28 protein-coding genes are annotated in these 21,851 nt (G+C 63.6%); 13 read left to right on the top strand and 15 right to left on the bottom strand.

Features of this window, described 5'->3' with window-relative positions; genetic code table 11:
- Positions 1 to 95: 95 nt before the first annotated feature.
- The 4 genes from AC1DXM_RS12280 (at position 96) to AC1DXM_RS12265 (ending at position 2,253) form a co-directional block, all read left to right on the top strand.
- Entirely contained in the window at positions 96 to 794 is a 699-nt protein-coding gene (locus tag AC1DXM_RS12280) for a helix-turn-helix transcriptional regulator (protein ID WP_477233278.1), read from the top strand.
- A 91-nt stretch (positions 795 to 885) separates the two neighbouring features.
- The gene (locus AC1DXM_RS12275) at positions 886 to 1,266 is read left to right on the top strand and encodes a VOC family protein (protein WP_477233277.1); all 381 of its coding nucleotides are present in this window, start codon (positions 886 to 888) and stop codon (positions 1,264 to 1,266) included.
- Positions 1,263 to 1,697 carry an EVE domain-containing protein gene (locus AC1DXM_RS12270; RefSeq protein WP_477233276.1) on the top strand — a complete coding sequence of 145 codons (435 nt, stop codon included), beginning with the start codon at positions 1,263 to 1,265 and terminating at the stop codon, positions 1,695 to 1,697. Before AC1DXM_RS12275 ends, AC1DXM_RS12270 begins: the two co-directional genes overlap by 4 nt.
- Positions 1,698 to 1,818: 121 nt before the next feature.
- Entirely contained in the window at positions 1,819 to 2,253 is a 435-nt protein-coding gene (locus tag AC1DXM_RS12265) for a VOC family protein (RefSeq protein ID WP_477233275.1), read from the top strand.
- Here the strand turns inward: AC1DXM_RS12265 and lhpI are convergent.
- The 4 genes from lhpI to sppA all read right to left on the bottom strand — a co-directional run bounded on the left by lhpI (position 2,243) and on the right by sppA (position 4,960).
- The gene (gene lhpI / locus AC1DXM_RS12260) at positions 2,243 to 3,208 is read right to left on the bottom strand and encodes a bifunctional Delta(1)-pyrroline-2-carboxylate/Delta(1)-piperideine-2-carboxylate reductase (protein ID WP_477233274.1); all 966 of its coding nucleotides are present in this window, start codon (positions 3,206 to 3,208) and stop codon (positions 2,243 to 2,245) included. The genes AC1DXM_RS12265 and lhpI overlap by 11 nt on opposite strands.
- 31 nt (positions 3,209 to 3,239) lie before the next feature.
- Positions 3,240 to 3,584 carry a lipopolysaccharide assembly protein LapA domain-containing protein gene (locus AC1DXM_RS12255; protein WP_112562691.1) on the bottom strand — a complete coding sequence of 115 codons (345 nt, stop codon included), beginning with the start codon at positions 3,582 to 3,584 and terminating at the stop codon, positions 3,240 to 3,242.
- A gap of 54 nt (positions 3,585 to 3,638) precedes the next feature.
- A complete protein-coding gene (locus tag AC1DXM_RS12250) occupies positions 3,639 to 3,923 on the bottom strand; it encodes an integration host factor subunit beta (RefSeq protein WP_006200394.1) in 285 nt (94 codons plus the stop codon).
- Between the two features lie 80 nt (positions 3,924 to 4,003).
- The gene (sppA, locus tag AC1DXM_RS12245) at positions 4,004 to 4,960 is read right to left on the bottom strand and encodes a signal peptide peptidase SppA (RefSeq protein ID WP_477233273.1); all 957 of its coding nucleotides are present in this window, start codon (positions 4,958 to 4,960) and stop codon (positions 4,004 to 4,006) included.
- Between the two features lie 297 nt (positions 4,961 to 5,257).
- Between sppA and lptC the strand changes: the two genes are divergently transcribed.
- From lptC to ptsN, 6 genes are all read left to right on the top strand, one after another.
- Positions 5,258 to 5,971, top strand: coding sequence for an LPS export ABC transporter periplasmic protein LptC (gene lptC, locus AC1DXM_RS12240; RefSeq protein WP_477233272.1), 714 nt, complete (start codon positions 5,258 to 5,260; stop codon positions 5,969 to 5,971).
- Positions 5,958 to 6,542, top strand: coding sequence for an LptA/OstA family protein (locus AC1DXM_RS12235; RefSeq protein ID WP_477233271.1), 585 nt, complete (start codon positions 5,958 to 5,960; stop codon positions 6,540 to 6,542). Before lptC ends, AC1DXM_RS12235 begins: the two co-directional genes overlap by 14 nt.
- On the top strand, positions 6,539 to 7,357 hold the full coding sequence (lptB, locus tag AC1DXM_RS12230; RefSeq protein ID WP_477233270.1) for an LPS export ABC transporter ATP-binding protein: 819 nt from the start codon (positions 6,539 to 6,541) through the stop codon (positions 7,355 to 7,357). Before AC1DXM_RS12235 ends, lptB begins: the two co-directional genes overlap by 4 nt.
- Before the next feature lie 214 nt (positions 7,358 to 7,571).
- Positions 7,572 to 9,098 carry an RNA polymerase factor sigma-54 gene (gene rpoN, locus AC1DXM_RS12225; protein WP_477233269.1) on the top strand — a complete coding sequence of 509 codons (1,527 nt, stop codon included), beginning with the start codon at positions 7,572 to 7,574 and terminating at the stop codon, positions 9,096 to 9,098.
- 294 nt (positions 9,099 to 9,392) lie between these two features.
- Complete coding sequence (hpf, locus tag AC1DXM_RS12220) at positions 9,393 to 9,977, top strand: ribosome hibernation-promoting factor, HPF/YfiA family (RefSeq protein ID WP_112562681.1); 585 nt, start codon at positions 9,393 to 9,395, stop codon at positions 9,975 to 9,977.
- A gap of 83 nt (positions 9,978 to 10,060) precedes the next feature.
- A complete protein-coding gene (ptsN, locus tag AC1DXM_RS12215; RefSeq protein ID WP_135898701.1) occupies positions 10,061 to 10,525 on the top strand; it encodes a PTS IIA-like nitrogen regulatory protein PtsN in 465 nt (154 codons plus the stop codon).
- A gap of 133 nt (positions 10,526 to 10,658) precedes the next feature.
- Here the strand turns inward: ptsN and AC1DXM_RS12210 are convergent, their stop codons facing one another.
- Both AC1DXM_RS12210 and AC1DXM_RS12205 read right to left on the bottom strand, forming a co-directional pair.
- Positions 10,659 to 10,916 (bottom strand): BQ00720 family protein, encoded by a 258-nt coding sequence (locus AC1DXM_RS12210; protein WP_112562677.1) that lies wholly within the window; start codon positions 10,914 to 10,916, stop codon positions 10,659 to 10,661.
- 64 nt (positions 10,917 to 10,980) lie between these two features.
- Positions 10,981 to 11,406, bottom strand: a complete 426-nt coding sequence (locus AC1DXM_RS12205) for an Hsp20 family protein (protein WP_013893014.1) — start codon at positions 11,404 to 11,406, stop codon at positions 10,981 to 10,983.
- A 144-nt stretch (positions 11,407 to 11,550) separates the two neighbouring features.
- Here AC1DXM_RS12205 and AC1DXM_RS12200 point away from each other — a divergent pair, with 144 nt between their 5' ends.
- Positions 11,551 to 12,492 carry a nucleoside hydrolase gene (locus AC1DXM_RS12200; protein ID WP_477233268.1) on the top strand — a complete coding sequence of 314 codons (942 nt, stop codon included), beginning with the start codon at positions 11,551 to 11,553 and terminating at the stop codon, positions 12,490 to 12,492.
- Between the two features lie 61 nt (positions 12,493 to 12,553).
- Here the strand turns inward: AC1DXM_RS12200 and AC1DXM_RS12195 are convergent, their stop codons facing one another.
- From AC1DXM_RS12195 to AC1DXM_RS12170, 6 genes are all read right to left on the bottom strand, one after another.
- Positions 12,554 to 12,925: a hypothetical protein gene (locus AC1DXM_RS12195; RefSeq protein WP_477233267.1), complete on the bottom strand. Its 372-nt coding sequence runs from the start codon at positions 12,923 to 12,925 to the stop codon at positions 12,554 to 12,556.
- A gap of 57 nt (positions 12,926 to 12,982) precedes the next feature.
- Complete coding sequence (locus AC1DXM_RS12190; protein ID WP_477233266.1) at positions 12,983 to 13,297, bottom strand: hypothetical protein; 315 nt, start codon at positions 13,295 to 13,297, stop codon at positions 12,983 to 12,985.
- Between the two features lie 106 nt (positions 13,298 to 13,403).
- Entirely contained in the window at positions 13,404 to 14,018 is a 615-nt protein-coding gene (locus AC1DXM_RS12185) for a LysE family translocator (protein WP_477233265.1), read from the bottom strand.
- 123 nt (positions 14,019 to 14,141) lie between these two features.
- Complete coding sequence (locus AC1DXM_RS12180) at positions 14,142 to 15,593, bottom strand: amidase (RefSeq protein WP_477233264.1); 1,452 nt, start codon at positions 15,591 to 15,593, stop codon at positions 14,142 to 14,144.
- A 5-nt stretch (positions 15,594 to 15,598) separates the two neighbouring features.
- Positions 15,599 to 16,507, bottom strand: a complete 909-nt coding sequence (locus AC1DXM_RS12175; RefSeq protein WP_477233263.1) for a ribokinase — start codon at positions 16,505 to 16,507, stop codon at positions 15,599 to 15,601.
- 150 nt (positions 16,508 to 16,657) lie between these two features.
- A complete protein-coding gene (locus AC1DXM_RS12170; protein WP_477233262.1) occupies positions 16,658 to 17,563 on the bottom strand; it encodes a methylated-DNA--[protein]-cysteine S-methyltransferase in 906 nt (301 codons plus the stop codon).
- A 115-nt stretch (positions 17,564 to 17,678) separates the two neighbouring features.
- Between AC1DXM_RS12170 and AC1DXM_RS12165 the strand changes: the two genes are divergently transcribed.
- Positions 17,679 to 18,494: a class I SAM-dependent methyltransferase gene (locus tag AC1DXM_RS12165; RefSeq protein ID WP_477233261.1), complete on the top strand. Its 816-nt coding sequence runs from the start codon at positions 17,679 to 17,681 to the stop codon at positions 18,492 to 18,494.
- Between the two features lie 9 nt (positions 18,495 to 18,503).
- Here the strand turns inward: AC1DXM_RS12165 and AC1DXM_RS12160 are convergent, their stop codons facing one another.
- Positions 18,504 to 18,998 carry a DUF2244 domain-containing protein gene (locus AC1DXM_RS12160; protein WP_112562662.1) on the bottom strand — a complete coding sequence of 165 codons (495 nt, stop codon included), beginning with the start codon at positions 18,996 to 18,998 and terminating at the stop codon, positions 18,504 to 18,506.
- Between the two features lie 22 nt (positions 18,999 to 19,020).
- Here AC1DXM_RS12160 and nth point away from each other — a divergent pair, with 22 nt between their 5' ends.
- Positions 19,021 to 19,827 (top strand): endonuclease III, encoded by an 807-nt coding sequence (gene nth / locus AC1DXM_RS12155; RefSeq protein WP_477233260.1) that lies wholly within the window; start codon positions 19,021 to 19,023, stop codon positions 19,825 to 19,827.
- Here nth and AC1DXM_RS12150 read toward each other — a convergent pair.
- Together AC1DXM_RS12150 and AC1DXM_RS12145 are read right to left on the bottom strand one after the other, a co-directional pair.
- Positions 19,824 to 21,332: a tripartite tricarboxylate transporter permease gene (locus AC1DXM_RS12150; protein ID WP_477233259.1), complete on the bottom strand. Its 1,509-nt coding sequence runs from the start codon at positions 21,330 to 21,332 to the stop codon at positions 19,824 to 19,826. The genes nth and AC1DXM_RS12150 overlap by 4 nt on opposite strands.
- Before the next feature lie 9 nt (positions 21,333 to 21,341).
- Positions 21,342 to 21,803 (bottom strand): tripartite tricarboxylate transporter TctB family protein, encoded by a 462-nt coding sequence (locus AC1DXM_RS12145; protein WP_477233258.1) that lies wholly within the window; start codon positions 21,801 to 21,803, stop codon positions 21,342 to 21,344.
- Positions 21,804 to 21,851: the final 48 nt, after the last annotated feature.

The following is a 21,851-nucleotide window of genomic DNA, read 5'->3' as shown; positions in this document are numbered from 1 at the left end:
TTGACATAGGGTCACCGGCTGCGCAAACAAAATGGTCCAGCACACGAATGTCCGAGGTGGTGGACCTCGCCTGAGGAAACAGGCAAATCTGGGCGATGTCCCGTTCCGAACGCCTGCTTGACCTGATCCAGATCCTGCGCCGGCATCGCCGGCCGGTCAGCGGCCGCACGCTTGCCGGCGAGATCGGCGTTTCGATCCGCACGCTCTACCGCGACATCGCCACGCTGCAGGGGCAAGGCGCGCCGATCGAGGGTGAGGCGGGGCTGGGCTATGTGCTGAAGCCCGGCTTCATGCTGCCGCCGCTGATGTTCACCGATGAGGAGATCGAGGCCATTGTGCTGGGATCGCGTTGGGTTGCCAGACAACCGGACAAGCGTCTGTCGGCCGCCGCGACCGACGCGCTTGCCAAGGTCGCTGCGGTATTGCCGGACGATCTGCGCGAGGACCTCGATGCAAACGCGCTGCTGGTCGGGCCGCGCGGTGAATTGGTCGAAAGAATCGACCTCGGCGTGGTGCGGCAGGCGATCCGCAATGAGCGAAAACTCGGCTTTGTCTACCGCGATGCCGGTGGCGCCGCGTCCGAGCGCATGGTCTGGCCGTTTGCGATCGGCTTCTTCGACAAGGTGCGGGTGGTGGCGGCCTGGTGCGAGACGCGTCAGGATTTCCGCCACTTTCGCGCCGACCGCATGTCCGATCTCAACACCACCGATATCCGCTATCCACGCCGCCGGCAGGTGCTGCTGAAGGAATGGCGGGTGACATTGGATGCGCAGAAGCGTCAGCCCGGCGCCTGATGCTTCTTTTCGCCTGCTTGTCGATCGCTGCTGCCAGAATCTGACAGTAGGGCCGCCTATGCTCCTCCAATCGAAACCTTGGAGAGCAGGCATGAACACCCCCAATTTCGTCATCCTTTATGTCGACAGCCCGGAGCAGAGCGGCGCTTTTTACAGCGCGCTGCTCGGACGCCAGCCGGTGGAGACGTCGCCGACCTTCGTGCTGTTCGTGCTGGACAACGGCTTCAAGCTTGGCCTGTGGTCGCGCCACACCGTGGAGCCGTCGGCCGCGGCCGCGGGCGGCGGTGCGGAGTTGGTCTTCGCACTGGACCGGCCCGATGCGGTGGACGCCGCCCACAAGGACTGGGCAGGACGCGGCCTGGCCATCCTGCAAACGCCGACCGACATGGATTTCGGCCGCACCTTCGTTGCGCTCGATCCCGACAACCACCGGCTGCGCGTCTATTGGATGAACAACGGAGAACAGGGATGAGCGCCCATTGGATCGCGGTGGCCTCGGCGCAGCATGTGCGGCGCGGCCGCGCGGCCGGCTTCATGCAGGTCAATCACGGCAAGGCGGCACCGCTGCGCCGCATCAAGCCGGGCGACGGTGTGGTCTATTATTCGCCGACCACCATTCTGCGCGAGAAGGACGGGCTGCAGGCCTTCACCGCCATCGGCACGGTGCGCGAAGGCGAACCCTATCAGGGCGACATGGGCGCTGGCTTCACGCCGTTTCGTAGGGATGTCGCATGGGTCAAGGCGGAGGAAGTGTCGATCAAGCCGCTGCTCGAACAGCTCGATTTCACCAAGGGCAAGTCGAACTGGGGCTATCAGCTGCGCTTTGGCCTGTTCGAAATCACCGCGCATGATTTCTCGCTGATCGCCGAGGCGATGGGCGCCGAAACCACGAAGGCAGCCTAGGTCTTCAGCTCCCCGGATTGGCACGGCCATGGTGACAAGGCTGCTGACGCCAAGCTGTCAGCAGCCTTGTGCGACAAGCGCATCGTCACCTGATCCGCCGCGCCTCCCCAAGGAGAATAGTATGGACTTCGTCTCGATCCGCATCATCACCGACCAGATCAAACCTCTGGTGGCATTCTACGAGACGATCACCGGGCTTAGCGCAACCTGGTTCACCGACGATTTCGCCGAGCTGGCAACGCCCTCCTGCACGCTGGCGATCGGCAGCACACGCACTCTGGCCCTGTTCGGGGCGGATGTGGCGCAGCCGGCCGCCAATCGCTCAGTGATCATCGAATTTCGCGTCGGCGATGTCGATGCGGAGTACGGCAGGCTGAGGGAAACCATCGGCGAGTTCGTGCAGACGCCGACAACGATGCCGTGGGGCAACCGATCGCTGATGCTGCGCGATCCCGATGGCAATTTGGTGAACTTCTTCACCCCGGTCAGCGCGGAAGCAATCCGGAAGTTCGATCGCAAGGCTGGCGCCGTAGCGCCGGCCGACGCTACGGCTTGAGCGCGTTGTAGACGGCGATGCCGGCGGCGAGGTCCTCGAGCGCCGCGCCGACCGACTTGAACAGCGTGATCTCACCGGGGCTTTGCCGGCCCTGTTTTTCGCCGCGCGCCAGTTCATGCAGATCGGCGACGATGGCTTCCGGCTTCAGCACGCCGGAGGCGAGCGGCTGGACGATGTCGCCGGCTTCCTTGGTGGCGCCGGCGCGGGTGTCGACATAGATGCGGGCGCGCGCGATCGCATCGTCATCGCTTTCGCGCATGGTCGGCGTGAAGCCGCCGACCAGATCGACATGCGCGCCCGGTTTCAAGAGAGCACCCTTGACGAGCGGCGTCGTCGTGATGGTCGCCGACGAGACGATGTCGGCCTGAGCAAGCTCGGCGTCGAGATCGCTGGCGGCTTCAGCGTTGAAACCTTGCTCGCGCAAATCGGCCGCAACCTTTTCGGCATTGGCCGGCGTGCGGTTCCAGATGCGGATGGTCTTGATCGGCCGAACCGCCGAATGCGCCTTGGCCAGGAATGGCGACAGCGCGCCGGCGCCTACCACCAAGAGCCGCGAGGCGTCCTCGCGGGCGAGATAGGAGGCGGCCAGCGCCGAGGCGCAAGCGGTGCGCCACTGCGTCAGCCGCTGGCCGTCGATCAGCGCCTCGGGCTCGCCGGTGGCGCCGTTGAGCAGGAGGTAGAGCCCCATGACAGCCGGTTTGCCGATGGCGTTGTTGTCGGGCGATACGGTGACGATCTTGACGCCGATATGACCGCCCGCCGAGGTGCCGGCGGCATGGAAGTCGGTCCAGGCCGGCATCAAAAGCAGCGTCGACGTGGCACCGTCGGGCCGCTCGACCCCGTGGTGATGGCGGACGGGCTGCACAGCACCCTCGCGGAAGGCCGTGCGCAATGTCTCGACCAGTCCGGGAAAGCTCAGCGCCTGGTCGACAGCGTCGGCCGAAATGGTCAGCATGCAAAACTCCGCGAAGGTAAAAGCGCCGGCTTCAGGCCGTTGGCTTCGGCAGCGCCGTCCCCGGGGCAGAACCTTGCGGCGCGGCCGGCACGCGGCTGACCGCCTGGCGCAAATTCTCGGCCTCGACGCCGCGCTGGCGCGCCAGCTTGCGGTAGCGGCCCTGCTTGACCCAGGTCGCCAGGCTGCCGACGACCATGCCGATGGCGAGCGCCACGAACAGGAAGATGAACAGCGGCAAGTTCAGCGTCAGCTTCGGATTGCCCGGGTTGAACGGATCGAGCGTGAAGGCGACGAGCTCGCGGTTAGCGACGGCCAGTGCAATAAGAATGACGGCCAGCGGCACGAAGACCACGATAAGTATGAAGCGGTTGAACATAGAGATTCCTTGGGAAAGGCAGGCCTTGAGAAGGCCGACGCGTCAAGTCCGCGCTTATTTGCCGCCGTTCAGCCGTTCACGCAATTCCTTGCCGGTCTTGAAGAACGGCACCCACTTCTCCTCGACCTCGACGGATTCGCCGGTGCGCGGGTTGCGGCCGGTGCGGGCAGGGCGGTTTTTCACCGAAAAAGCGCCAAAGCCGCGCAACTCCACCCGGTTGCCTTCCGCAAGGGCATCAGTGATCTCGTCGAATATCGCCCCCACGATGTTTTCGACGTCGCGCAGGAAAAGATGCGGGTTGCGCGTGGCAATGATCTGCACAAGCTCGGATTTGATCATCAGAAAGGTCCCCGTGAAAGCGCTGCGGTCAAATTATCAGGATGATTTTATTTGTTTTTTTACTCGCCCCAAACGGCAGATCAAGGGTGCCAGACGGAAACGAGACCGTCAAGAAACAAGCGATCGGCGCCGATTTCGTGAAGAACGTCGCTTCCGGTCTCCGACAGCCCGAGCGCGCTGCCGACGCTGCGCGCTATTGCTTTCGAGAACAGGAAGCTGCCGCGCCGTTCGGTGTCCTTCCATTCCACCACCTTGAGCTTGGCGTCGACACCCTTGGTCGCCAGCCAGTCGATGGCCACGCTTTCGCCGCCGACGGCGTCGATCAGACCGTTGGCGAGACCCTGGCGGCCGGTGAAGATCGACCCGTCGGCGAGCGCCAATGCCTGGTCGCGGGTCATCTTGCGGCGCTCGGCGACGATGCCGACGAACCAGTCATAGCTGTCGAGGATGAGCTTGCGGACCATGGCGCGCTCGTCTTCATTGGTCGGCTTGAAGGGCGAGGGCGCGGCCTTCAGCGGCGAGGATTTCACTTCCTCGAGCTTGATGCCGACCTTGTCCATCAGGCCGCTGACATCGGGATACTGGATGAGCACGCCGATCGAGCCGACGATCGAGGTCTTGCGGGCGACGATGTGGTCGCTGGCGCTGGCGATCATGTAGCCGGCTGATGCGGCCAGCGTGCCGACCTCGGCCACGACCGGCTTGTCGGCGGCGAGCTTGCGCACCTCCTCATAGATCGATTCACCGCCGACCGTGGTGCCGCCGGGCGAATCGATGGCCAGGATGACGCCCTTGACCTGCGAGGACGCGCGGATGGTTTCCAGCCGCTTGATCAGCTCCTCGTCCTCGGTGATGGTGCCTTCGATCCTGACCTTGGCGATATGGTTGACCGAGGAGCCGCCGAGATCTTCGCCATAGAACCAGCTTGCAAGCGCAACCACCCCGAGCGCCACGATGGCAATGGCCGCGCCGCGCCAGAACGTCAACTTGCGTCGCAAGCGGCGGCGGTCGATCAGGTCGTCGGCTCTCAGTGCCATGGTCTGCCTCATAGTCTGTGGGAAGCGATGCTTTTAAAGCAAGCATCCGCGCCCGGCTACCTCTTCCTCACGGGCCCGCGACGAAGCGACCGTCACGCCCGGCGGCATTTCAGGAAAAAGTGACGCGGCGCCTTCGTTTCTGCTATGAAGTGCCGAAATTGTGTCGCCTGATTTCCGTTTGCAAAAACAACGGCTGTCACATTTTTGTGGTTTTCCTCCGCTTGTGCTTGCTTGCGGGGGCCGGCAACCCACCTATAGCAGGTGTTTTGGCGGGCAAGGGTTTATTAGAAGACAGTCATGCTAGCTCGATCGAACGAAACGACCAACGCCGATGCGGCCTTGGCGCCCACGGCGCCAGCGGGCACGCGCGGGGACGCCTTCGACCGCGCCCAGCGCCATTCGCGCCGCGTGCGCGTGCTGAAGTTTGCAGTGCCGGTGCTTGCCGCCGGGATCGCGGTTGCCTTTCCGGTCTATTCCTATTTCGCGGCGCCGGTCTCGATCTCGATACAGGCAGACGGCACCGCCTTTGCCAATGGCAAGCTGGTGATGGCCAATCCCAAGCTCAATGGCTTCACCAAGCAGAAGCTGCCCTATTCGCTGACGGCGCTGCGCGCCATCCAGGACGTCGGCAAGCAGGACATCATCGAACTCGAAGGCATCCATGCCAAACTGCCGCTGACGGCCGACAATGTGGCGATCGTCGACGCCAAGCGCGGCATCTATAACAGAAACGCCAACACGATGGACATGACCAGCGACGTCACCGTCACCACCACCGACGGCGTCGCTGCCATGTTCAAATCGGTCTTCCTCGACATGGGCAAAGGCTCTATGAAGACAGGTGATCCGGTCGATGTCAGCCGCAACGGCTCGCGGATCACGGCGGGTTCGATGTCGGTCGAGGAAAATGGCAAGGTTGTCGTTTTCGAAAACAAGGTAAGCGTTCACATCGATCCGGCCACTATGAAGGCGGCAGAGGCAAAGAGCGGAGAATCGAATGCGTCCCAGTAATTCGGCACGGCTTGTCGCCGCAGCTTCGGCCTTGCTGTTGCTGGGTGTGGCGCCGTCCTGGGCTCAGTCCAGCGCCAGCAGCCAATCCGGGCTCAAACTGTCGGGCGACCAGCCGATCCAGATCGAGAGCGACAAGCTCGAGGTCCGCCAGGCCGACAACATGGCGCTGTTCAGCGGCAACGTCACCGTGACGCAAGGGCCGACGCTGCTCAAGGCTGGCAGTATGGAGGTCTACTACGTCAAGGACCCCAACGCCGCCAAGGGTGCCGCCGCCGGCGCTTCGGCGATGACAGGTTCGGCCAACATCGATCACCTGGTGGTCAAAAACAAAGTCTACATGAAGTCGAATGACCAGATCGCCACCGGCGACAACGCCACGTTCGACATGAAGACGCAGGTTCTCGTCCTGTCGGGCAATGAAGTCGTGCTGTCCCAAGGCCCCAATGTGCTCAAGGGCTGCAAGCTCACCGTGCAGATGAAAAGCGGCCTGGCTCAGGTCGATGGCTGCGGCGGGCGAGTCATCATGTCGATGACACCGCCGCCGAAATCTGAGGCGCCGAAGCCCGAATGACTGGCGTATCTTCGCTGCTGACCCGCCTTCCGGGACGGGCGGCCAGCAAACTTGCTGCACCGGCCGCGGTCACCGTCGATTCCGCGAAGTTCAAGGGCACCCTGATCGCCAAGGGTCTGACCAAGAGCTACAAGGGTCGCAAGGTGGTCAGCGGCGTCACCATCGGTGTGCGCGCCGGCGAGGCTGTCGGGTTGCTCGGCCCCAACGGCGCCGGCAAGACCACCTGTTTCTACATGGTCACCGGCCTGGTGCCGGTCGACGAAGGTACGATCGAGATCGACGGTTTCGACGTCACCTCGATGCCGATGTACCGCCGCGCCCGCCTCGGCATCGGCTATCTGCCGCAGGAAGCGTCGATCTTCCGCGGCCTCAATGTCGAGCAGAACATTCGCGCCGTGCTCGAAGTGGTCGAGAAGGACCGCAAGGTGCGCGAGCGCAATCTCGACGAACTGCTCGAGGAATTTCACATCAGCCATCTGCGCAAGTCGCCGTCCATGTCGCTGTCCGGCGGCGAGCGGCGGCGCCTGGAAATCGCGCGCGCCCTGGCGACGCGGCCGGCCTACATGCTGCTCGACGAGCCTTTCGCCGGCATTGACCCGATTGCCGTCGCCGACATCCAGCAACTTGTGCGCCATCTGACGGCGCGCGGTATCGGCGTGCTCATCACCGACCACAATGTGCGCGAAACGCTCGGCCTCATCGACCGCGCCTACATTATCCATGCCGGCCAGGTGCTGACGCATGGCCGCGCCGACGAGGTGGTGGCAAACCCGGATGTGCGGCGGCTTTATCTCGGCGAGGGTTTCACGCTCTGAGCGTGAAATTTGTTTCCTGAGGCGAATTTTGCCGCCCCGTAGGGCCTTTTTCTCCGATTTTGCGTGAGATAATGCTCCGGTAGGGGCCTTTTGCCAGCATTTGCCTTGACAAGCAAAAGCCGGGCCAGTTTCTATGGAGGGTCGGAAAAATTCATTTTCCGGCAGCTTCTGATGTGTAGGCTTCCGGGTGCAGAAGGGCGTTTGAAACCGAACCATGGCGCTGGCGGCGAAATTACAGCTACGACAATCCCAGTCGCTGGTGATGACGCCGCAGCTGATGCAGTCGATCAGGCTGCTGCAGCTCACCCATATCGAGCTAGACCACTTCATCGACGACGAGATCGAGCGCAATCCGCTGCTGGAGCGCGCCGAGCCGCAGGATGACGCCGCAAGTGACCAGGTGCAGAAGGGCGACGCCGCGCCTGAGCCTGCCGCCGATGGCGACTGGTTCGAGAGCGAGACGGCGTGGAGCGCCGAGGCGATCTCCGACAAGCTCGACAGCTCGCTGGAGAACCTGTTTCCCGACGATCCCGGCACCAGCGAGCGACTCGGTCCCGACCTGACGGCGCAGTGGAAGTCGGCCACCGGCAATGGTTCGTCCGGCTCGTCCGAAGGCTTCGATGTCGGCGACATGGCTGCCGCCGCCATCACGCTGCGCCAGCATGTCGGTGAGCAAATCGCGCTTGCCTTTGCCGATCCGGCCGCAAGGCTGATCGCCGGCGAACTGGCCGACGGCCTGGACGAGGCCGGCTATCTGCGCGCCGACCTGGCAGACATCGCGAAACGGCTGGGCGCCGATCAGGCGATGGTGGCCAAGGTGCTGGCCGTTTGCCAGACATTCGAGCCGGTCGGCCTGTTTGCGCGCGACCTTGCCGAGTGCCTGTCGCTGCAGCTTGCCGTGCGCGATCGCCTCGATCCGGCGATGAAGACGCTGATCGGCAACCTCGAACTCCTGGCGCGGCGTGATTTCCAGACGCTGAAGCGGCTTTGCGGGGTCGACGAGGAGGATCTCCTCGACATGTTGGCCGAAATCCGCGCGCTCGACCCGCGCCCGGGCATGGCGTTCTCGGGCGGCACCAGCGACGCCATCGTCGCCGATGTCGAAGTCCGCGCCGCCAATGACGGCAGCTGGACGGTCGAGCTCAACGCCGAGACGCTGCCGCGCGTGCTGGTCGACCACATCTATTTCGCCCAGGTCTCGCCGCAGGCCAAGAACCAGGCGGAGAAGGATTTTTTGGCCGAATGCCTGCAGAACGCCAATTGGCTGACGCGCAGCCTCGACCAGCGGGCAAAGACGATCCTGAAAGTGGCGTCGGAAATCGTGCGCCAGCAGGACGCTTTTCTGGTCCATGGCGTGCGTCATCTCAGGCCGCTCAACCTGCGCACGGTGGCCGATGCCATCGGCATGCACGAATCGACCGTCAGCCGCGTGACGGCCAACAAATACATGCTGACGCCGCGCGGCGTATTCGAGCTGCGCTATTTCTTCACCGCCTCGATCGCGGCATCGGGTGGCGGCGACGCGCATTCCTCGGAAGCGGTGCGCGACCGCATCAAGCAGCTGATCGATGAGGAAAAGCCCGCAGACGTGCTGTCCGATGACGCCATCGTCGACATGTTGAAAGAAAGCGGCGTCGATATTGCCAGGCGCACCGTGGCCAAATACCGCGAGGGCATGAACATTCCGTCATCGGTGCAGAGGCGGCGCGAGAAGCGCGCTCTAGCCAGCGCCGGGCGCTAGTTCTGCTTGCCCGACACGGCGTTTGCTATGGCTGGATTTCCACAACTCTAGACCTTCATTGACAAGCCGCAATGAAGTGTCTAGAAGCCCGCCCGCATGAGACGGGCTGAATTGCCCGCATGCGGATGGTCCGTCACGATGAAGGCCACGGGACGGCCAAGAAGGCGGATTGTGATCAACCGGAAAGTTCGGATCTAAAATCGGCGCGAGTTGACGCCGCAAAGCTTGTGCGCACGGACCACGAGTATAAACTCTGGCCAGTTTGAAGCCTGAGCAAGGAAGGTCAGTTTTCAGATGAAGCTGCGCATATCGGGAAAGCACATGGATATCGGCGATGCGTTTCGTACGCGCATCACCGACCGTGTCGGAGAGGCGATCGGAAAATATTTCGACCGCGGTTTTTCAGGGCATGTCACGGTCATCAAATCGGGGTCGCGTTACTCCGCCGACTGTATGATCAGGCTGGATTCCGGCGCTTCGCTGCAGGCGACCGGGGACGCCCAGGATCCAACGCTTGCCTTCGAGGCGGCGGCGGATCGCCTCGAAACGCGGCTTCGGCGCTACAAGCGCCGGCTGAAGTCGCACAATTCAGGCAACGGAAATGGCGAAATCACCGACATCGCCTACACGGTGATGGCGCCGCTAGCCGACGACGACGAGGAGATCCCGGAGGATTTCGCGCCGGCCATCGTCGCCGAATCAACCATGACGCTGCAGACCATGTCGGTGGCGTCGGCAGTCATCGAGCTCGACACCAAGGAGAGCCCGGTCTTCGTCTTCCGCAACGCTGGAAACGACCACCTCAACATCGTCTATCGGCGGCCGGACGGAAATATCGGCTGGATCGACCCGTCCACGACCAAAGTCGCACAAGGATGACGACAATAGTCGCACAGGGATAAAGAACCAGCCGCGCGAGGGGCGAGGACTGGCGACGGCAGGCGAATAAGGGATTTTCAAGCATGGATCTGAGCGATCTTATCAACGTTCCGGCGATCTTGCCGGCGTTGAAGGCGAACTCCAAAAAACAGCTTCTGCAATTGCTGTCCGAGAGAGCGGCGGCGATTTCGGGCATTCCGGAGCGCGAAGTGTTCGACACCATCCTGCAGCGCGAACGGCTGGGCTCCACCGGCGTCGGCAACGGCATCGCCATTCCGCATGGCAAGCTCGCGGGGGTCAAACGCATCGCCGGCGTCTTTGCCCGGCTGGAGACGCCGGTCGATTTCGAGGCGCTGGACGACCAGCCGGTCGATCTGGTGTTCTTGCTGCTGGCCCCGGAAGGCGCCGGCGCCGATCACCTCAAGGCGCTGTCGCGCATCGCAAGGGTGTTGCGTGACGCCGACACGGTGGCCAAGATCAGGGGCACGCGCGATGCGGTCGCCATCCACGCGCTGCTGTCGGACACGCAGGCCTCGCACGCGGCCTGAAGTCTTTTGGGGATTAAGTCTTCCAGGGGCCGCCAAAGGCGGCCCTTTGCATTTCCGATCCTGACAATCGCCGATTTCTATCGGTAACTATGATCTTTCCCGAAAACCGGTTCCCACTTTTCGGGATCATGGTTTAGTGAATGGCGACAGTGGTCAGGTCGTTTTCCATGGCGCCGGCCAGAGCCCGGTCTTTCGCATCGGAAAGCAGGATCGGCTGGCCGTTGGCGGCAAACAGAGCCCACAAGACCATGCCGGGCGCGATTTCGCCGAGATTGGGGAAGCGGCCGAGCAATTCTTCGCTCGAGACCTTGCGGAGGTAAGCGACCGAGCCTTCGCCGAGATGGGCGAATTCGCCGCTGGTCATGGTGATGGTTTCGTCAGTTCTGGTCATTTCAAGCCTCCTTGGTGCGTGGACGCCGCTCAAGGCCATCCCGCATGAGAGCCATCGGTAAAGATCAGTCTTTCACCGATATATTTATTTTCCGTACCAGCCGTTCGGACTCCGGCCGATCGAGATCGATCGACAAAAGGCCGTTCTTCAGTTCCGCTGCGATCACCCGCATGCCGTCGGCCAGCACGAAACAGCGCTGGAACTGGCGCGCGGCAATGCCGCGGTGGAGGAATTCGCGCTCGGTGTCGTCGGTCTGACGGCCGCGCACGACCAGCTGGTTTTCCTCCGTTGTGACATCGAGATCGCTTTCGGCGAATCCCGCTACAGCGAGCGTAATGCGCAGCCTTTCGGCCTTGCCGTCGGCACCGCTGAGGCGCTCGATGTTGTAGGGAGGATAGCTGTCACCGGATTTCGCCAATCGTTCCAGGGTCTTTTCCATGGCATCGAAACCCAGGAGAAGCGGGCTGGAGAAGGGCGTCATTCGGCTCATGTTACACTGTCCTCTTTGGAGCGACATAAACTGGAAAAACCCGGATGGCATTTTTCCCGATGGTCTTGATATGGTCCGCGCCGCGGCGAAGTTCAAGCCGTCTAAAACCCCCGCCAAAAAGACTCCCCCGCATAAGGAAATGAAATGCCCCAAACCCGCAAGATCATCATCGACACGGATCCCGGCCAGGATGATGCCGTCGCCATATTGCTGGCGCTCGGCAGCGCCGAGCTGGAGATCGTCGGCATCTCCGCTGTTGCCGGCAACGTGCCGCTGAAATTGACCGAGAAGAACGCCAGAAAAATCTGCGAACTGGCCGGTCGGCCCGACATCAAGGTCTATGCCGGCGCCATCCGCCCGCTGGTGCGCGAACTCGTCACCGCCGAGGAAGTGCATGGCAAGACCGGCCTCAACGGCCCGCAACTGCCCGACCCGAAGATGAAGCTGCAGCACCAGTATGCGGTCGATTTCATGGTCGAGACGCTTATGAAGGAAGAGGCCGGCACGATCACGCTATGCGCACTCGGCCCGCTAACCAATGTCGCGCTGGCGCTGATCCGCGAGCCGAAGATCGCGCCGCGCATCAAGGAAATCGTGCTGATGGGCGGCGGTTTCTTCGAGGGCGGTAATGTCACACCGACCGCTGAGTTCAACATCTATGTCGACCCGCAGGCCGCCGACCTCGTGTTCAAATCCGGCATTCCGATCGTCATGATGCCGCTCGACGTTACCCACAAGGCGCTGACCACGGCCAAGCGCACGCAGGCCATCCGCAAGCTCGGTACCAGGGTCGGCACGGCGACGGCCGAGATGCTGGAATTCTTCGAGCGCTTCGACGAGGAGAAATACGGCACCGATGGCGGCCCGCTGCATGACCCCTGCGTCATCGCCTATCTGTTGAAGCCGGATCTGTTCAAGGGCCGCAACTGCAACGTCACCGTGGAAACGGCCTCCGAACTCACCATGGGCATGACCGTGATCGACTGGTGGGGCGTGACCAAGCGGCCGAAGAACGCCATGGTGATGCGCGACATCGACCATGACGCCTTTTTCGCGCTGCTGGTGGAGCGGTTGGCGCGGCTTTAAGCCTGCCTTGATGCAGATCGTTCGCCCAGGGGTCTAGCGCCTCTGGGCGATACCTGTGTGCCTATTCACGCAGCAGGCGGTATGTTTCGGTGTCGTTGCGGCGATGCTGTCGCTCGATCGAAACCTTCGAGCCGATGGCTCGCGGCGACGTCGTGTTGTCATAGGCAAACACCAGGCGGTCATTTTCATCGAGGCGAATTCCATACAAGTAGCGGAATCCGCTGCCGATCGCGACTTCGGGACTTGCAGGAGCGTTGAGAACGTTGACCACTGTACCGGTCAGGCGCTCGACATTGACGATCGGACTGCTTTGCCTTGCAATCGGGATGCCGATCGCCAGCGCGCAAACGCCCACAACAAGAATGGTGATGAGGATGCCCCTGAGGTTCTCCTGCAGGGTCATCCAGGCAAGGGAATGCCGAGCCTTGGCCATGCGTATCACCTGACAGCAAGGACGCTGTGTTTCATCGGTATCGTGATCGGCGGTGGTTCAATTCGCGAACCGGTAGAAGGTCGAGCCATTCTCGCGCGTGACGAGCTCAATGTTTGCGTGAGCGCCGATCAGATGTGGGCGTTCGTCTTCTACAAGAAAAGACGAGCCGTCCTCGACGGACACCAGATGGATGCCGCGGCCGTGATCCAACTGGACACTTTTGACTGTTGCATCGATTGGCTCAGCCGAGCGGATCGGGCTGGCGTCATTCGCCCATTTGTGCGGATCCATGGCAAAAAGCGCCGCAAACAAGGCAACGATCAGGATCACGCCAGGCGCATTTCTTTTTATATCGGCAATAGTCCACGACACGGCATGAATCTCCAACTGTCAATTCATGTGATGGACCGGAGGCCGACTTTCAATCGGCCTCCCTGTTCCAGGAGATTGTGGTTCGCGTCTTGGCTTCTGGCCGCCGTTACTTCGCCTTAGAGAACGCCAGCCACAGGCCGCCGCCGACCAAAAAACTGCCGCTGATCCTCGACATCAGCTTGATGCGGCTGGCCGAGAGCAGGCGGCCGGCGCGGCTGGCGGCGAGTGCATAGGTCGAATCCGAGACGGCGGCGAAGATCATGGCGGTGAGGCCCATGACGATGATCTGCAGGGTGTAATTGCCCTGCGGGGCGATGAACTGCGGGAAGAAGGCGCCGAAGAAGACCAGCGTCTTGGGGTTGCTCAGCGCCACAGCCAAGCCCTGCAGGAAGAAGCCGCCGCGCGGCTTCCTGGCGGTGCCGTCAGCGTTCAGCGTGCCCCTGGCGCGGAACATCTGCACGCCCATCCAGATCAGGTAGGCGGCGCCGATCAGGCGCACCCATTCGAACCAATGGCCCATGCCCGATATCAGCGTGTTGAGGCCGATGCCGACAATGGCGATCATCACGGCAAGGCCGGCCTGCGTGCCGGCGACATTGGCAAGCCCGGCGCGTGCGCCATGGCGGATGCTGTTGGCGATGATTAGCGTCACGGTCGGGCCGGGCACCAGGATGATGACGATGCAGGCAAGGACATAGGCGGCGTAGAGTTCCAGCGACATGGGGTTCCTCAGGGATTTCCTCGGCAGAAAGCGCCTCGCACGGACGCGTCGGAGCCTGATCATGCACGCCGGCGACGCTGGTGCAAGCCGGCAGGAGAGGTCGCCGGCAGCCGCGGGTTGACATCAGGAGGCTCCGGTCTGCCACGGCAGCGTCGCCTCATAGGCCGCGCCGGCCCTGAGCACGGCGAGATCGCCGCGCGGCCGTCCGATCAGCTGCATGCCCATCGGCCTGCCCCTGGCGTCGAAGCCGACCGGCACGTTGAGCGCCGGACAGCCACCCAGTGTGGCGAAGGCCGAAACCTGCATCCAGCGGTGGTAGCTGTCCATGGCGCGTCCGGCGACTTCGCGCGGCCAATGAATGCCGATTTCGAAAGGAAATACCTGCGCCGTCGGCAGCGCGATCAGGTCGAAGCGCTCGAACAGCGACAGCAGCGTCCGGTGCCAGGAGGTCCGGACAACCGAGGCCGCGCGGATCTGCGGCGCCGTCAGCCGCATGGCGTTCTCCACCTCCCAGACGGCTTCCGGCTTCAGCAGGGCGCGCTTGTGCGGGTCGTCATAGTGGATTTTGAGCGCAGATCCGCTGGTTGCCTGGCGCAGCGTCACGAAGGCTTGCCACAGCGCCTCGACATCGACATCCGGCAGCAAGGGCTCGCCCACGAAGGATGCCTGGGCGAAGCGGCCGAGCCCGGCCTCGCACAGGTCGAGGATGCCGGGTTCGAGCGGCAGATGACCACCGAGATCGCCGAGCCAGCCGATGCGGCCGCCGCTTGCCGTCGTTGCCAGGCCTTCGAGGAAGGAGCCAGGCTTGTCCCACGACAGTGGCGCCTGCGGGTGATAGCCCGCCTGCACATCAAGCAGCAGAGCCATGTCGCGCACATTGCGGCCCATCGGCCCGTCGACGCCCATCTGGGCATGAAAGACCTCGACGTCCGGTCCGCCGGGGACAAGGCCCTGCGACGGGCGGAAGCCATAGATATTGTTCCAGGCGGCCGGATTGCGCAGCGAGCCGCCGAAATCGCTGCCGTCGGCAACTGGCACCATGTCCAGCGCAAGGGCGACCGCGGCGCCGCCACTCGAACCGCCGGCAGTGAGGGCCGGATCGAAGGCATTCAGCGTCGGGCCGAACACGTTGTTGTAGGTGTTGGAGCCCAGGCCGAACTCGGGAACGTTGGTCTTGCCGATGATGATGGCGCCGGCGTTGCGGATACGCTCGACGAAGAAATCGTCTTCCTGCGGCACGAAATCGGCGAAGATCGGCGAGCCGGAACTGGTCCTCAAGCCGCGCGTCATTGCGAGGTCTTTTATCGCCATCGGCAGGCCGAACAGGGTGCCGGTCGGCTTGCCCTGCGCCAGATGCGCGTCAGCCTCGTCGGCCTCGCGCAAAATGTCTGCGCGCTCGCGCAACGACACGATAGCGTTGACCAGCGGGTTCACAGCGTCGATGCGGTCGAGGAAGGCTGTAACCACCTCGCGCACCGACAGGCGGCGAAGCCGGATCGCCTCGGCAAGGTCGATGCCGGAGAGGCGGCAGATGTCGCCGGCCGGCGGCACGGCATGCTTCGTGGCGGGGCGCATGGCTGTTACTCGGCGGTGTTGCTCAGGGCGGCATCGACATCCGCCGCCAGCGGGATCGCCGGCTGGGCGCCAGGCTTCAGGCAGGCCAGCGAACCGGCAGCGGCGGCGCGGATGAGAGCCTGCTCGAGTGGCAGGCCCGCCGCCAGCCCGGCAGCAAGATAGCCGCAAAACGTGTCGCCGGCCCCGACCGTATCGACCGGGGTGATCTTGAGTGCCGGCACGGTCAGGAAATCGTCCGGCGTCGCCGCCAGCACGCCGTCGCCGCCGAGCGTGACGACAATGGTTCGGCCGGTCTTGCCGGCGAAGTCACGCATGCGCGCCGGGCGGTCGCGGCCCTTCAACGACAGCGCCTCGCCGTAAAGGTCGAATTCGGTTTCGTTGGCGACGGCGTAATCGGCCTTGCCGAGAAACGCCGCCGCGTCGCCGCGGAAGGGGGCGGTGTTGAGCACGGTGATGGCGCCGGCGGCACGGGCGGCGTCAAGGGCGGCATCGACCGTCTGCAGCGGGATTTCGTGCTGCAGCAGGACGACGTCGCCTTTCCCAAGGAAAGCCTTGGCGAGATCGCCCGGCAGCACCGAATCATTGGCGCCCGGCACCACGGCAATGACGTTCTCGCCGTCGGCGCCGACCAGGATCAGCGCCGTGCCGGTGGAGGCGAAGCTCTGGCCAACGCCGGAAAGATCGACCTTGCCCGCGACAAGCAGCGCCTGCGCCTCGGTGGCAAAGTTGTCCTTGCCGACGGCGCCGACCATGCGCACCTTGGCGCCGGCCCGGGCCGCGGCCAGCGCCTGGTTGGCACCCTTGCCACCGGGCGCGGTGGTGAAACCGGAGCCGCGGACCGTCTCGCCCGGCGAGGGCAAGCGGTCGACATTGGCAATAAGGTCGAGGTTGATCGAGCCGACAACGATGATCAAGAAAAGGCCTCCTGCGGGATGCGCGGGAAGCTAACCTGTAAGCCGGCGGCTTGCCAGAGCGTGCGTATATTTTGCGCGATTTCCGAGGGCTCGCAAAAAGAAAAACGCCGGCGAAGGGTTTTCGCCGGCGTTGTTTGATGCGGGGTGTCTTCAGGATGCGGTCTGGCCTGCTTCCCAACCGAGGATGGCGCGTTTGCGCGTCAGACCCCAATGGTAGCCGGTCAGCGCGCCGGACTTGCCGATAGCCCGGTGGCATGGGACGACGAAGGACAACGGGTTGGCGCCGACTGCCGCGCCCACCGCCCGGCTGGCCTTCGGCGCGCCGATGCCGGCGGCGATCGAGGAGTAGGTGCAGGCCCTGCCCATCGGGATCCGGAGCAGCGCGTCCCAGACGCGCAGCTGGAAGTCGGTGCCGATCATCACCACCCGCAGCGGCTGGTCGGCGCGCCACAGCGTCGGATCGAAGATGCGCGCGGCATAGGGCTGGGTGGCGCTCATGTCCTCAACATAGGTCGCGTTCGGCCAACGGCCCGACATGTCGGCGAAGGCTGCCCGCTCGCCGCCCGGATCGTTGAAGGCGAGCCCGGCAAGGCCACGGTCGGTGACCATGATCAGCGCAATGCCGAAGGGCGAGATGTGATAGCCGTAGCGGATGGTGAGCCCCGCGCCGCGCGTCTTGTAGTCGCCTGGCGACATCGCCTCATGGGTGACGAACAGGTCATGCAGCCGGCCGGGGCCGGACATGCCGAGTTCGAATGAGGTTTCGAGCAGCGGCATGCCGGAATCGAGCAGCTTGCGCGCGTGGTCGAGGGTGACAGCCTGCAGGAAGGCTTTTGGCGACAGGCCGGCCCAGCGGGTGAACAGTTTCTGCAGGCCGGTCGGCGTCTCGCCGACATCGGCGGCCAGAGCTTCCAGCGAGGGCTGGTCGCGGTAATCGAGGCTGATCTTCTCGATGGCGCGGCGCACGACCTCGTAGTCGCTGCCTTCAGGCGTGATGTCGTTCTGCAGGATCGCTGTCGGTTTCATCTGCGTATTCATGGTCATCTGGGCGTTCATGGCAATATCTCCTTGACCGCGAATATCGGTCTTTCTGCCCTTTGCAACCACCCGAAACTTGCCTTGTTGCGGCGCAAACCCAGATAGAAGCTGGATCGCCAAGCAGGAGATGCCGATGGCCGGCGAAAAGGTAAGTCTGACCGGCGCGAGGGAGACCTTGCTGATGACGCTCTACGGCAAGGCGCTGGAGAGCCGGTTGGCGCATTCGCTGCTCAAGGACCGTTTCGCCGACGAGGCTGTGCGCGCCATCGACTATGATTTCTCGCGGCTGAAGGTCGACAGCAATCTCGGCATCGGCCTGGCGATCCGGGCCAGGACGTTTGATGTTCGCGTTCAGGACTTCATCGCCAGGAATCCCGGGGCCATCGTGCTGCATCTCGGCTGCGGGCTCGATACGCGCATCTTCCGCGTCGATCCGCTCGATGGCGTGGAGTGGTTCGATGTGGATTTTCCTGACGTCATCGCGCTCAGGCGCAAGCTCTACCCGTCCCGGGACAATTATCACCTCGTCGGGTCGTCGGTGACCGAACCGGACTGGCTGACGCAAGTGCCACGCAATCGCCCGGCCGTCGTGGTGATGGAGGGGCTGACGCCCTATCTGCCGGCCGAGGAAGGGCTGCGGCTGTTGTCGCGTCTCGTCTCGCATCTTGCCGGTGGCGAGCTGATGTTCGACGCCTACAGCCGCTTCGGCCTGAAGATGCTTCGCCTCAATCCGACCATCAGGGCGACAGGCGCCGAAGTCCACTGGGCGATCGACGACCCGCACGAGCTGGAGCGCGCCGTTCCGAAGCTGCGCTTTGTCGATGATATCTCGGCCTATAGCGCCGAACGCACAGCTCACATGGGCTGGTCGGCGAAACTGTTCATCGGGCTGTGGAGACACATTCCCGCGTTGCGCAAGGTCGGCAGAATCTTGCGCTACCGGTTCTGAGGCGCTGGGTCAGCGCGTTTTAGCGGTCGCCAGCGCGCGTGAGAACGCGGTGGCAAAACTCTCACGGGAATCTGGGTCCAGGAATGAGCCGATCGGTACATTCTGCCCCTGTGCTTCCACTGTCATCCTGGTGATGCCGATCTCGGCGTGGCGGGCGACGGAAAAGCGCGCCCAGAACGGATTGAAGCGATGCGCCTCCGATTTGCCCGAAGGCGCGGTCTTGCGGATGTCGAGGCTGGTGCGCGACACCGACACTTCTTCACGAGCGCGGGCCGCGCGGTAGTTGGCGCGGAAGGCGATGTAGACGGCGATCACGTCGAGCCCGAAGAAGCCGAACACCGGCCAGGCGCCGCGCGACAGGAAAAACGCACCGGTCACCACCCAACCGAACAGCAGCGCGCCCATCAGGATCAGGAAGCCCGTCCTGCCCAGCGACCGGTGTGGGGTCAGCAATGCGTGAAAGAAGGGCTCGTCAGCCTGAAACGAGGCGTTTGTGTCGCTCATGGCGGGATATTATAGGAGGGAAATGGCGAGCCCCAAGTCCAAAGATTCTTCCATGCCCAAAATCGAACTGCCGCCCGGGCGGCGCGACGGCTCGAACGCGAAGCCGCGGCCACGGCCGGCAAGGGTTCGTTCGCTCTACAGCGCCGCCGAAGTGCATGAGATTTTCCGGCGGTTTGCGGTGCAGCGGCCGGAGCCCAAGGGTGAACTCGAGCACGTCAACGCCTTCACGCTGCTGGTGGCGGTTGTGCTGTCGGCGCAGGCGACCGATGCCGGCGTCAACAAGGCGACGCGGGCGCTGTTCAAGATCGCCGACACGCCTGAAAAGATGCTGGCGCTGGGCGAGGCCAGGGTCGGCGAGTACGTCAAAACCATCGGGCTCTGGCGCAACAAGGCCAAGAACGTGATTGCGCTGTCGGAGGCGCTGATCCGCGACTATGGCGGCGAGGTGCCCGGCGACAGGGATGAACTGGTCAAACTGCCGGGGGTCGGGCGCAAGACCGCCAATGTCGTGCTCAACATGGCGTTCGGCCAGCACACGATGGCGGTCGACACGCACATTTTTCGCATCGGCAACCGGCTCGGCCTGGCGCCCGGCAAGACGCCGGAACAGGTCGAGCAAGGACTGCTGCGGATCATACCGGACGAGTATATGCGCCATGCGCATCACTGGCTGATTCTGCATGGCCGCTATGTCTGCAAGGCGCGCAAGCCGGATTGCCCGGCCTGCGTCATTGCCGATATCTGCAAGGCGGCGGAGAAGACCACCGATGTGCCGGCGCCGCTGGTGGAAATCGCTGCGCTCGGCCCTTCGGACGTCCCGGATAACTAGTTCTCCTCCACGAACACCTCTTCGCGCTTCTTCTTGACCGACGGCAGGAAGACGACGACGAGCACGGCGAGTGCCACGAGCAGCAGGCCGGCGCTGATCGGCCGCGTTACGAAGGTCGAGGGGTCGCCGCGCGACAGGATCATGGCGCGGCGCAGGTTCTCCTCCAGCAACGGGCCGAGCACGAAGCCGAGCAGCAGCGGTGCGGGTTCGCAGCGCAGCTTGGTCAGGACGTAGCCGAGCAGGCCGAAGAAGGCGACGGCATGGAGATCGAAGGCGTTGGTGTTGACGCTGTAAACGCCGATCGAGCAGAACGCCATGATGATCGGGAACAGCACGTAGTAGGGGATGGTCAGCAGCTTGACCCACAGCCCGATCAGCGGCAGGTTCAGCACGATCAGCATCAGATTGCCGATCCACATCGAGGCGATGATGCCCCAGAACAGCGCCGGCTGCTCGGTCGCGACATTGGGACCGGGCACGATGCCCTGGATGATCATGGCGCCGATCATCAGCGCCATGACCGGGTTGGCCGGAATGCCCAGCGTCAGCATCGGGATGAAGGAGGTCTGGGCGCCGGCATTGTTGGCCGATTCCGGCCCGGCGACGCCGGCGATCGCGCCCTTGCCGAATTCCTCCGGGTGTTTCGAGACGCGCTTTTCGACCGTGTAGGAGGCAAAGGCCGCAAGCACCGCGCCGCCGCCGGGCAGGATGCCGAGCGCCGAACCGATAATGGTGCCGCGCACGATGGGTGCTGCCATGGCCTTGAAGTCGTCGCGGGTCGGCATCAGGCCGGAGACCTTTTTGATCAGCACCGAGCGCTCGTGCTCGTTTTCGAGGTTACGCAGGATCTCGGCGACGCCGAACACACCGACCGCCACCGCGACAAAGTTCAGCCCGTCGGCATATTCGCGGATGCCCAGCGTGAAGCGCGGCGTGCCGGTGTAGATGTCGGTGCCGACAATGCCGAGCAGCAGGCCGAGCACGACCATGGCGAGCGCCTTGACGATCGAGCCATGGGCGAGCGCGATGGACGAGACGAGGCCGACGATCATCAGCGAAAAATACTCCGCCGCGCCGAACTGCAGGGCGATTGCCGTCAACGGCGGGGCAAAGACGGCGACGAGGAAGGTCGACACCGTGCCGGCGAAGAACGAGCCGATCGCGGCGATGGCGAGTGCTGCCCCGGCGCGGCCGTTCCTGGCCATCTGGTAGCCGTCGATGGCGGTGACGGCCGAGGAGGATTCGCCGGGCATGTTGATGAGAATGGCGGTGGTCGAGCCGCCATACTGGGCGCCATAGTAAATGCCGGCAAGCATGATGAGGGAGGAGACCGGATCGCCGATCTGGAAGGTGATCGGCAACAGCATGGCGATGGTTGCCGTGGCGCCGATGCCGGGCAGGACGCCGATCAGCGTGCCGAGCAGAACGCCGATCAGGCAGAACCCGAGATTGGCCGGCGTTGTCGCCGTCGAGAAGCCGAGTTCGAGGTTTTTGAGCAGGTCCATCTCATCACCTCAAAGCGGGAGCCAGGGGCCGAAGCGCTGGAACGGCAGCCCGAGCGCGTAGCTGAAGACCAGGACCGAAAACAGCGTCAGTGCGGCTGACAGCACAAGCGCGGTCACCGGCTTCATGCGGCTGCTGGCAAAGGAGGCGATCAGCGCGGTCAGGAAGATCGACGGGACGAAGCCGAGGCCGCGCACCGTCAGGCCGAAGAAGATCGGCGCCGGCAGGATGAACAGCATGCCGCGCCAGGCAATGGGGCCGATCGGCTCGCCCTCGACGCGCACCGCCTGGACAAGGATGATGGCGCCGAGCACGATCAGCACGATCGCCAGCACCAGCGGGAAATAGCCCGGCCCCATGCGGAAGGCGGTGCCGATCTCAAGTCCGAGCGATTGTATGGCGAAAAAGGCGCCGAAAAGGATGAACAGCGCGGCGCACAGGCCGTTTGTCCTGTCGATAGCGAAAGGTTTCATGACGGTCCTCCCCAGACCTTGCAGCGGCCTGCCGTTGCAAATGTGAAA

The sequence above is a fragment of the Mesorhizobium sp. P3_A2 genome (genome assembly GCF_056403115.1).
This window is presented reverse-complemented; position numbering and strand designations above follow the sequence as displayed.